The sequence below is a fragment of the Chitinophaga sp. 9-1-y genome (genome assembly GCF_059511905.2).
Genome location: NZ_CM197955.1, coordinates 723,681 through 735,599, shown reverse-complemented (window position 1 = coordinate 735,599; position 11,919 = coordinate 723,681). Strand labels below are relative to the sequence as shown.

At 44.5% G+C, this 11,919-nt stretch carries 5 protein-coding genes; 1 reads left to right on the top strand and 4 read right to left on the bottom strand.

Translation table 11 applies throughout. The features are described from left to right. Nucleotides 1-10: 10 nt before the first annotated feature. Both AC5ZC7_RS02955 and AC5ZC7_RS02950 read right to left on the bottom strand, forming a co-directional pair. Nucleotides 11-3,133: a SusC/RagA family TonB-linked outer membrane protein gene (locus AC5ZC7_RS02955; RefSeq protein ID WP_496159650.1), complete on the bottom strand. Its 3,123-nt coding sequence runs from the start codon at nucleotides 3,131-3,133 to the stop codon at nucleotides 11-13. A gap of 20 nt (nucleotides 3,134-3,153) precedes the next feature. After that, entirely contained in the window at nucleotides 3,154-6,006 is a 2,853-nt protein-coding gene (locus AC5ZC7_RS02950; protein ID WP_496159651.1) for a TIM-barrel domain-containing protein, read from the bottom strand. A gap of 638 nt (nucleotides 6,007-6,644) precedes the next feature. On the opposite strand from AC5ZC7_RS02950, the gene AC5ZC7_RS02945 reads away from it, so the two are divergent. After that, entirely contained in the window at nucleotides 6,645-9,917 is a 3,273-nt protein-coding gene (locus AC5ZC7_RS02945; protein WP_496159652.1) for a T9SS type A sorting domain-containing protein, read from the top strand. A 158-nt stretch (nucleotides 9,918-10,075) separates the two neighbouring features. On the opposite strand, the gene AC5ZC7_RS02940 is transcribed toward AC5ZC7_RS02945, so the two are convergent. Together AC5ZC7_RS02940 and AC5ZC7_RS02935 are read right to left on the bottom strand one after the other, a co-directional pair. Beyond that, entirely contained in the window at nucleotides 10,076-10,420 is a 345-nt protein-coding gene (locus AC5ZC7_RS02940) for a hypothetical protein (RefSeq protein WP_496159653.1), read from the bottom strand. A 274-nt stretch (nucleotides 10,421-10,694) separates the two neighbouring features. Further along, complete coding sequence (locus tag AC5ZC7_RS02935) at nucleotides 10,695-11,876, bottom strand: redoxin domain-containing protein (protein ID WP_496159654.1); 1,182 nt, start codon at nucleotides 11,874-11,876, stop codon at nucleotides 10,695-10,697. Between the last annotated feature and the right edge of the window lie 43 nt (nucleotides 11,877-11,919).

Sequence of the window (11,919 nt, the reverse complement as noted above, 5' to 3'; positions counted from 1 at the left end):
TCATTTTAAATTAAAAACGGATGTTTGCGCCTACCAAAAAAGTTCTCGGCCGTGGATAATACCCTACATCCACACCGGATGAAAAGCCTTCATTGTACCCTACCTCAGGGTCCATGCCTTTATATTTGGTGAAGATGAAAGCATTTTGTACAGAGGCATATACTCTCACTTTGCCCAGGTAACTTTTCTTCGCCAGGCGGGCAAAATCATAGCCTAAAGTAATATTGTTGATACGAAGAAATTTGCCGTCGTAAACGTACAGGTCGGAGAACTGGGCCCAGTTGACACCATCTTCTGTTACTCTCGGAATTCTATTGGATGTGCCTGCGCCATGCCAGCGATCGAGGATCTCAGTGGAGTAGTTGGCAAAACCACCGGGGCTTCTCCATGACTGCACCAGTTGATTACCTGATACACCGGATGCCTGTACGGAGAAATCAAAACCTTTCCAGCCCAGGGTGATGTTAAAACCAAAGGTAAAATCAGGATTAGGATCTCCGATCTTTGTTTTGTCAGCAGCGTCAATAACACCGTCGCCATTTAAGTCAACATAACGAACATCTCCAGGTTTTGCATTAGGCTGAATAGGCGCGCCCGTTTTACCTTTATAAGCCTGTACATCCTCTGCTGTCTGGAAAAGGCCGGCTGTTTTATATCCCCAGAAGTAGCCAACAGGTTCTCCGTTTGCTGCCCGGTAAAACTCGCCTGCATTGGCATACAGCGAATTGGTGCTTCCATGAATGATATGATCGTTGGTTGGTATGTTTCCTATCCTGTTTCTGTTATACGCGCCATTTACCCCAATGGAGTAATTAAAATCTTTACCAATACTGTTGCTATAGCTAAGCCCCAGTTCAACGCCTGTATTTTTTACATCACCGCCATTAATAAGTGGTGCATCTGCTCCGGCTGTAGCCAGGATGGGGACTCTGATCAACCAGTCTTTCGTTTTTTTAACGTAATAGTCGAAAGTCACATTCAGACGCTGTAACACCGTAGCGTCAAAGCCGATATTGGTCTGTTCCGAAGTTTCCCATTTTACATTAGGATTGGCAATACGGCTTGGGAAAGCTCCCTGTGTATTTACCCCTTCAACAGGTCCGAATATATAACTGGCATTGGCAAAACTGATAGGGGATAAAAACTGGTAAGCATCTACATTCTGATTACCTACTTGTCCCCAGCTACCACGTACCTTGAGGAAATCAAGCCAATGCACTCCCTGCATAAAGTTCTCCCTGGAAACTACCCATCCTGCTGATACCGAAGGGAAATATCCCCAGCGCTTATCTGGTGCAAATCTCGATGATCCATCTCCTCTGAAAGTGATATTCAATAAATACTTCTCCTGGAAATCATATTGAAGCCTTCCGAAGTAAGACATCAAAGCACTTTCGGTGGGGCCTCCGCCAACGCTCATATAAGGTGCTCCCCTGTTCACATTCTGGGCAACAGATAAGTAAGCATGCTGCATATCGGCAATACGCAGATCCCAGTTACTGCCGTTCATGGCCACCGTTTGCTGTTTCAGCGCAGAACTACCTGCCATTACGCTGAAATGATGATCTGCGTGCACATTGAAATCATAACTGAGTAAATTATCAAACTGGATAGTCCGTCCATTACCCATAGACTGCGTCACCTTGGCCGTGTCATTAAAAGAATAGATAGACAGGTGATACACCGGTGTATAGCCATGACTTTGGTTTGAATAATAATTTAAACCGAGGCTTGACCGGAACTTTAGCCCTTTAATGGGTTCCACCTGTATATACACATCGCCAAACAAACCCTGGCTACTGTTCCGGTTCCTCGTGGTATAATCCATAACGGCATAGGGATTGGCTTCTCCATTATTCCAGGACTGGTCAGGCTTTCCCGGATACCAGCCTTTTTTGTCGCTGCTGAAATAATTACCAGCAGAGTCATACATCGGCAGGAAAGGACTGACGCCAAAGGCGCTGCGTAAAGTATTGTTGTATTGCCCATCTACCAAAATACCATGACTGTTCTGATAATTGAACGTAAGATGTTCTCCTATCTTAACAATATTCTCATATAAATTATGTTCAGAATTTATTCTGAAATTGTAACGGTCGAAATAAGAAATATCGGAGCCGCCAACAATACCACCCTGGCTGGTATATCCAAGAGACATGGAATAAGTAGAATTAGCTCCTCCTCCCTGTACGCCCAGTACATAGTTTTGAGTGGGGACGTTACTTTTGAACATCTGATCCATCCAGTTGGTATTTACCGGCAGGTTGTTGACTACGTCGTTGCTGAAGTAGGGCGCCTTACCGGAATTGGTAGCTGCTTCATTGATAATGGTAGCATACTCTTTTGCGTTCAGCAACTTTGCTTTACGTGCTACGTTCTGCGTACCATAGAAAGCATCGAGGGTTACCTGTGGCTTCTGATTCACTTTTCCTGTTCTGGTAGTAACCAGTATAACGCCATTTGCTGCCTGAGAGCCGTAAATAGCAGCGGAAGCTGCATCTTTCAGGATATCTATTGACGCAATGTCTGCCGGGTTCAGGTAAGAAATATCACTGGTTTGAACACCATCCACAATATACAGCGGGGAAAAATTACCTATGGTACCTTTACCACGAATAATCACATTCATACCGGCGCCGGGTTGTCCGGAGTAAGTAGTAATTTGTACACCTGGAGCCTGTCCCTGTAATGCCTGCAGTGCGTTGGTGGTATTTTGTTTCTGAATATCAGCGCCTTTCACCTGCACATTGGCGCCGGTGACAAGCTTTTTCTTCTGTACTCCATATCCAATCACCACCACATTTTCCAATTGACTTTCTGCATCCTGCAATTGAATTTTCAATTCATTAGAAGTTACTTTCACTTCTTTAGGGATAAAACCTACCGAAGAAATAACAAGTACATCACCGGTGGATGCCGTAATAGTAAACCTTCCTGCTTCATCTGCAATTGTGGAAGTATGGGAACCTTTTACCGTGACTGACGCAGCCGAAACCGGGAGCGATGTGATCAGACTGGTAATGGTACCACTCACCTTCGCAGTTTGTGCAAAAGTGTTTTTGCTAAGGGTTAAAGTTAAAATAGTACCCCATAGCATCAATATTCGCAAGCGAATAATTCTGGTTGAGTTCATACGTGTGAATTTAAAATTGGCTACTTTTTAATATTTAGATGTTTTCCTTCATAAATCACTTCTTTGTCGCATGTGGCATCAAGATCCAGGCCCCTGGTTACATTGGGTGATATCATATTGATACGAAACGTTCTTTTCTGTAACATGCTGTTAAATGAGCCTTTCCTGTCTCCTATCGTAAGGGTTCCTGTTGCTTCGTTATATTTTATAGGAATGACAGAGAATGCACCTTTTTCATAATTGTAATTGGCGCCCTCATCTTCGTAAAGGTTAAAAGAGGCGTCTGCACCGGTATAAATATTTAAGGTAATGGTATCGGGTTGTTTTTCTGTAGTGTATTGTAATTCAGGGCCGAAGGGAAGTATAGATCCGGCTTTTACAAATAAGGGTATACGTTCGTAGGGAGCAGCCGCCATCATTTTTTGACCACCGGCATACCACTTTCCCGTGTAAAGATCATACCAACCGGCACTCTCCGGCAAATACAGGGCACGTTGGGTTTGTCTGTATTCATAAACCGGGTTTACAAGGATGGCAGGACCAAACATATATTGATCCGCGATATTTAACACTGCGGAATCTTTTGGAAAGTCCATAGCTAGACCACGCATGATAGTATAATCATTATGGTAAGCTGATCCTGCCAGTGAATAGATGTAAGGGAGCAACCGGTAGCGCAGTTTATCATAGTAAAGAAAACTTTTGTAAGCAGGATGATCCTCCGGTGCGGTATTAAATATTTCGCGGTACGGGAATTGCCCATGGGAACGGAACAAAGGAACAAAGGCGCCAAACTGTGACCAACGGGTCATTAGCTCCCTCCATTCCTCCAGGCTTTCGCTATCCGGGTTTTCAAATTTTCCCGGCACCACAAAACCACCAATATCCATCGTCCAGTAAGGGAGTCCGGACATAGAGAAATTCACACCTGCCGTTATCTGCGCTTTCATATCAACCCAGGTGGAACCAATATCACCACTCCATATAGCCGCAGCATAACGCTGTGACCCCGCAAAGCCGGAGCGTGTGAGCAGGAAAACCCTTTTATCGGGGTCTGTAGAACGCTGTCCTTCATAAATTCCTTTTGCATTCTGCAATGGATACGCATTCAGAAATTCAGCTGCGCTACCTAAAGCAGTAGGCGTCATCTGGAGTTTTCTTTTCTCCGGGCTTACATTAGAAAGGATGTCCGGCTCACTGGCATCCATCCACCATGCGTCAATTCCTTTACTATAGATTTTTTTGTTGATCAGATCCCAGAAACCTTTCCGGGCAGATTTATTGAAGGCGTCATAAAACGTAGAGATATATCCTTTGCCTATCCAATCTCTTTGCTGATCGGCAATATTTCTTTTATAGAGCCATCCATTTTTATCAAACTCTTTATAGGCCGATATGCCGTCGTAAAATTTCGGCCACACCGATATCATGATCTGGGTATTGTATTTTTTATGCAACACGTCAATCATACTATCGGGAGAAGGGAAACGTCTTTCGTCGAACTCCTGGCTACCCCATTCAGCTTCTTTCCAATAGCTCCAGTCAAGCACAATATTGTCGATAGGAATTTTTCTTTTGCGGAATTCATCAACAGTGGAAACAATATCCTGCTGCGTCTTGTATCTTTCCCTGCTTTGCCAGAAGCCCAATGCCCATTTGGGCACAATAGGCGCTTTGCCGGTAAGCGTTCTGTAGCCGGAGATCACTTCATCCATATTATCGCCATACACAAAATAATAGTCTACCTGTTTGCCGGCTTCTGAGCAAAAGCCAAAGGAGTTTTGCTGTTCCTCATTCAATGGTTCCTGCCATTTCAAAGAAAGATAAGATTCACCTTCAGGTTTCCATTCCATCTTCACAGGTACTTTAACACCTTTTTCAAAATCAAAGGGAATAACTGCTGACGCGGGATTCCACGCTTTTCTCCAGCGATCCAATACCAATTTTCCATTCAGCCACACTTTTAGTGAACCACCATACACGAAACGGAGTTGGTGAATACCTACCAGGCTGCTGGAAAGCATTCCTTCCCAGGTAACCATCCCAGTGGCGGGTGTAAATTCTGCTGGAAGCTGGAGCTTCGACTGTCCCAGGAACTCCATATTAATACTTGCTTCTGGCCGTTCGATACTTACTTCCTGTGGTTGATGCCAGTTATTGGCATAGGAAGCGGTTAGCCATCCCGGCTCCCCCTTCTTTGAAAAAAGTTGCAGGGAAGACAGTGGCTGAAGCGGCCGAATGTCACCAGCCCGCGTAAGGGAATAGTTATCCCACAGAATACCATAGTTTTTATTGGAAATCAGAAAGGGAATAGCTACTTCGGTATTGTTCTGAAAGAAAGTAACCTGGTGCCCCCTGTAATTCATAACACCGTCCTGGTGCTGACCGAGTCCATACCAGGCATCGCCTTTGGGCGCCTCAAATGATTGTGTTAATGTATAATATCTTGTGCCATCAAAAACTACGGGTTGAAAATTCCGTCCGAAAGACTGCTTTTCTGCCAGTATTTTTTTGCCGTTCAGATCTGTGAAAGTGACCACGCCGGTTTGGCGGTTGACGGTGGCAATTAACTTTTTTGTTTTCAGTACCAGATTTTCCTTCGATGGAATGACTTCCCAGGTAAGCCCGGGTTTTTTCTGATAAACGGTAACGAGGCTGTTTCCCGGCATTATTTCTTTACCCGGAGCAGCAATCACCCTTATAATATTATCCGCTATTACTTCTAGTTTAACAGCATGTGAAGAACCCGTAAATACAGAATCGGTAAAAAGTAATACTCCGTCTGGCAATTTAAAATAAACGGGCGGCGTCGCCAACGAATCATTCATCAAGCCCCAAGTCAGCAGGCTAAGCAGCAACAATCTCAGTTTCATATACGTGGATTAGATGCCATAAAACTATAGCTATACTGGCAATGGGGAGGAACCCAAATGATTCAATATAGGGGCCCAAATGTTACAAACAGGCAGATCCAATGCCGTTTTTGCTGTAGGTAACTCATTCCACATTTCCATTTTGAATATTCTATGTGTATTCTGAAAGGGGGTAACCTGGGCGCTTCCTTAAAGAGCTTAGTGAATACTTTCGGGTTAATAAAACCAACCTGATAGGCCATCTCTTACAACTGAGCGGCTCTTTTCAAACGAACGGAGCGGATAAAGTCTGATGGCAATTTGCTGGTAAGGAACAGGTTTTTAAAAATAACGGGAGGGGTAAAAATCCAGTTCGGCATGGCTGTATCATATAAGCAGTTTACCTGGAAGCGCTTACAAAAGACACGAGTTGTAACATTTCAACCCATAATCTGTAACATTTAAATACCCTTTTTTTTAGCACATCATGGTAACTTCATCCTATTGAGATAAGAGAAAGATTCCTGTTATGAAAATACTCCTGCTGTGCTGCCCTTCCTGGATAGCCTGTGTGTAATGTTATGTCGCCAGAGCTTTCAGTACAACCCGTCTTTTAATGTTGCATTCCCGTTTTGATTTACTTAAACCATCTACGCTTTATGAAAACAAAGTTACCTCTAATGCTATCGTTTGTTGCCGCCCATTTTATGTCGGCGAAAGTACGGTCACAAGTCCTGCAAAAGACGCTGACCCTTTTCTGTTTACTTTCTCCTGCCATTGTATTTCAGCCACACCTGGTGAAGGCCCAAACCGGTTATGTCTGGAAAAATGCCCCCGTTGGCGGCGGGGGATTTGTAACAGGCATCGTTACCCACAAAACCACCGGCGACAGGTATTGCCGAACGGACGTAGGTGGCGCTTACCGCTGGGACGGGGCAAACAATAAATGGATTCAACTACTCGATTGGATTAATGAATCGGAAAATGGATTTATTGGTGTGGAAGCCCTGGCGCTGGATCCGCAAAATGCCAATAATGTTTATATGCTCTGCGGAACTTCCTATATAAACGGTGGCAGAACGGCGATATTAAAATCTACAGACAAAGGAAATACTTTCACTTATACAGATGTAACGGCTAAATTTAAAGCGCACGGGAATGGCAATGGACGCGGCAACGGAGAACGACTGGCAGTAGATCCCAAAAACAGTAATATATTATTCTGTGGAACGAGGGCTAACGGACTTTGGAAAAGTACGGATGGTGGCGTAACCTGGAATCTCGCCTGGAACGGCGTAACTACTACTACCAATGAAAACGGAATATGCTTTGTCGTTTTCGATCCTTCTGGCAGTGTAGCAGGCGGAGCAAGCCAAACCATCTACATAGGCGTCTCACGCACAGGAAGCGCGAATATCTATAAGAGCACCAATGGCGGCGCCACCTTTACCGACATCTCCGCAACCACGAACTTTATGCCGCACCGGGCGGCACTCCAGGGAACTACGATGTATGTTACCTATTCTGATGATGCCGGTCCGCAGTCCAGCGGAGGAAATGGGAAGGTATATAAGCTCAACACCGCTACCGGCGTGTGGACCAACGTTACCCCCGTTTCTTCGAAAGATTATGCCTATGGAGGAGTAAGTATAGATCCTACTAATGTTAACCGGGTCATCGTTTCTTCCTGCGGCTTGTATTGGAACAACCAGTTCGGTACCGGCTGGGGAGACTTTGTTTTTCTCTCTACTGATGGTGGATCCACCTGGGCACTTAAGAACGGCACGAACGCTACGTATGATAGCAATGGCATTCCATGGACTAACGGTGGCGCCGTTAACTGGATGGACTGTATCGAGTTTGATCAGTCTAATCTGTCGAAAGTACGGGTCATTGGCGGAGGTGGTGTATATACCTGCTCCGACATTACCGCCACAAATCCTTCCTGGAAATATGATGTAATCGGCCTTGAAGAAACGGCGTTCCTTGACGGCATCAGCATTCCCGGAGGACCATTTATTTCCTCCTTTGGAGATGTAACAGGCTTTGTACATGAACCGCTGACTTCTTATCCCTCAAAAAAGCTTTCTCCTTCAGACGGAAACAACCAGAGCATTGCCTATGCAGCAGGTAACACCAACAAAGTAGTAAGAGCTTCCAACGGAGGAAACGTTGTTTACTATTCGAACGACAAAGGCGCTACATGGACGGGAGCTGCAACCAATAAGGGTGCGCAGGGAAAAGTTGCTGTCAGCGCAGACGGAGGTACCATACTGCATTGCCCAGGAGGTTCTACCACGACTTACTATACCACGAACAACGGCGGCAGCTGGTCTGCCTGCTCCGGTGTATCTCTCGGAGATGCTGCGCCGGTAGCCGATCAGGTAAACTCGAACTATTTTTATATCTATTCTCCCTCCAATGGGCAGCTGCTAAGAAGCTCCAATAAAGGCGTCAGTTTTTCTGTAGCAGGCACGCCGGGTGCGTCAACTGCGAACTATCCGTGGGAACCAGCCCAGATCCGGACAGCGCCGGGCTTTGAAGGGCATGTATGGGTACCCCTGGGCAGCAATGGGTTAAAATATTCAACTAACTATGGAGCTGCCTATACGACTATTGCCAATGTAAGTTATTGTAAAACGATTGGCATAGGAAAAGCCGTGTCCGGATCTAACTATCCTACGGTGTTCATTTGGGGAACCGTATCCGGCGTCACCGGTCTTTTCAGATCAACCGATCAGGGAGTTACCTGGACCAGGTTGAATGATAATGCTCATCAGTTTGCAGGTGCTCCGCTGCTGATTGGAGACATGAATGTTGCAGGAAGAGTATATATGAGTGCCGGCGGAGGAAGAGGTATCATTTACTGGGAACCTGCTGCCTGTACACCTACAGCTATCACCCCCTATATACAGGTTAATGGCGGAACATGGCAGCAAACAGCCAATGCCACTGTAACTGCCGGGAACAGCATACAGTTTGGCCCTCAGCCTACACAGGGAGGGTCCTGGAGCTGGAGCGGACCCAATAATTTCAGTGCGACCACCCGTGAAATATACCTCTCAAATGTCCAGGCCAACCAAACAGGGAACTATGTAGCCACCTATACCAATAGCGGAGGATGCCAAAGCACACAAACATTTAATATCAGCCTTACAACCGGTACTATATTGAGAGAAGTCTGGACAGGCATTAGTGGTACTACCATCAGCAGCCTCACCTCCAACAGTAACTATCCTAACAATCCTACCAGCAGAGACCAGCTCACCAGCCTGGAAGGCCCAACAAACCAGGCGGATAATTATGGCGCCAGGATACGCGGATATATACATCCCCCTGCCACCGGAAGCTACACATTCTGGATTGCAGGAGATGACAACACAGAGTTATACCTGAGCTCCAGCGACAACCCCGCCAGCAGCTCCAGAATAGCCTATGTGAATGACTGGACCGACTCCAGGCAATGGAATAAATACGGCACACAGCAGTCTTCTGCCATCAACCTGACTGCGGGTCAGAAATATTACATAGAAGTACTTCACAAGGAAGGCAGCGGTGGTGATAATGTAGCGGTAAGCTGGCAAGGCCCGGGCATTTCCCAACAAGTCATCAGTGGTAATTATCTTTCTACGTTTGTTCCCGGCGCAGGCACCGCATCATTTGCCAAAATAGCATCGGACGCCGGTATGAGTGAGGATGCTGTTAGCTTGTATCCGAACCCTTCAACAGCAGGAAAGTTTACCATTCTTCTTCCGAAAATTTCAGAAAATACGGTGGTAAGAATTTTTGATAACCAGGGTAGAATGGTTTATCAAAAGAAAGTTCGGGGCGGTAATCAGATAGTGATTGATTCGGGACTTAAAACAGGGTTCTATATTGTTATGATCGATTTGAAAACAGGCAGTGTCACGAAGAAGCTGATTGTTCAATAATACGCATACCATCGCGCATCAAACATCCTGACTTGACAGGACAAATGAGATTTACGCTCCTTTGTCCTGTTTTTGTTTTAGGAAAAACCATTGCCTGGCACTTGAAACTACTCTAAAAGTCATGAAGAGCTCCAACCTGGTATCCAACAAAATGATGGCTATTTATTAAGCGATTCCCAATCAAAATTATCTTTTGCCCATTGCGCTGCAGAAGTTGTTTCAATTCCATGTTGAAAATTAAAAGTCTTCTCAAGCTCCCAGGAAACACCTCGTCCTGCTCCGAATATTGAACGATACTTTTTAACAAAATTGGTGGGATCGTTTTTAAGATCATCCTGTATCTCCGTTATGTTAGAGAGTGTGCGCTTAAACTTTTGTCCTGATAATGATTCAGCGATATCAGCTAATTGTCCATATGTAATGGTATCTCCTCCGATATAAACGATTGCATTCTCTATCACCGGTTCTGCAAAAAAATAATAACGTTCAGGGAAGAACGACAAGACACCATATTATCATCAAGAATCAATAGTGAATTTAATGGCAAATGAGTAAATATTAAATATATCTGCGTTAAACAGCACACCGGCTGCTATTTTGAAATACGTTGCTTTGAATAAAGTGTTATTAAGCCCGTCTTTTGATATACGCATAATTACCTGTGAGAAAGAACTTTTCTCACAGGTAATATTTGACCAAACTTTCCGGCCCGGCAGTTCTAACCGGGTACCTGATGTTATTCAATTTTGCCCTTAACAGGGCTTTGGGACATCATATTTAGTTAAAAATATTTTCCAACTCTTTATACAATTGCTCTCCACGTAAACCCTTGGCTATAATTTTTCCACTGGGGTCAATCAAGAAATTTTCCGGAATTGACTGGATCATATATTTGCTACCGGCTTCATTTTTCCAGCCCTTCAAATCGGAAACCTGTAACCAGGGTAGCTTGTCTGCCTTCACCGCCTTCAACCATGCTGCCCGGTCTTCATCCAATGATACGGATAATATTTCAAGGCCTTTTTTATTAAAAGTGTTGTAGGCTTTGAGCACATTGGGATTTTCAGCACGGCAAGGGCCACACCAGGACGCCCAGAAATCCAACAGCACATATTTGCCGGCATAATCGGACAGTTTAATGACCTTGCCATCAACACCAGGTTGACTAAAATCAATTGCCTGTATACCGGGTCCAATTTGTAACCGCTTTCTTTGATCAGCTATTGCGCTGATAATATTTTTTGCCAGGAAAGATGATTGAAGTTGTTTATCGAACTTCTTCAATTTATTCTCCAGTTCCGTCAGCCCGCCTTCTTCACGGGGTATGTAGTCACTTAAAAGGTACAGATTAACAAAACTGGCAGGATGCGTACTTGTGTATTCTTCCATATAATCAGTATACTTTACCATCGCTGCTGTTCCTTCCTTTTCGAGGGCGGCAAGTTTCGCGGTATCATTTTTTTTCATGGCTACTTCATACTGCCTCCTTATTTCTGTTCTTCCTGAAATGTTGTTCGCATTTTCAAATAACCCGGCATATTCATCCTGTACTGCAGATCCTTTTATTTGCGGATCCTTTACTGAATTTTCATCCGGGCTGTATTTGCCGGTAACAGAGATATTTGAATTTTCAAGAAACATCGTTAGGACAACAGGGAAATTACGTTCTCCGGGCTTACAGAAAATATAGGCCATGGAAGGTTCATCAACATTTCCCGTGAATATAAAACGGCCATCAGTTAGTTTGGCGGAATCCGTTGTGTAGGCACCGTTACGCACTATTCCTGAAAGGTAAACATACCCTGCTGTAAAGTTCTTCCCTTTAGCATATCCGGCCTTACTCACCAGGCCTTCAATATTACCGGTTAAGGTATATTTTGCATTTTTTACCTGCTGTCCGGACGCGGTCAGGGAAAATAATATAAAACCAAGGAAAAAAAATAGTCTATTGCTATTCATACTTTTAGTTAATAATAGAAAGTGAAAAAAATTATTGCCTATC

What these genes read in the sequence shown, in the direction of transcription:
- AC5ZC7_RS02955 (WP_496159650.1), bottom strand. Translation starts at nt 3,133, where the DNA reads ATGAACTCAACCAGAATTATTCGCTTGCGAATATTGATGCTATGGGGT.
- AC5ZC7_RS02950 (WP_496159651.1), bottom strand. Translation starts at nt 6,006, where the DNA reads ATGAAACTGAGATTGTTGCTGCTTAGCCTGCTGACTTGGGGCTTGATG.
- AC5ZC7_RS02945 (WP_496159652.1), top strand. Translation starts at nt 6,645, where the DNA reads ATGAAAACAAAGTTACCTCTAATGCTATCGTTTGTTGCCGCCCATTTT.
- AC5ZC7_RS02935 (WP_496159654.1), bottom strand. Translation starts at nt 11,876, where the DNA reads ATGAATAGCAATAGACTATTTTTTTTCCTTGGTTTTATATTATTTTCC.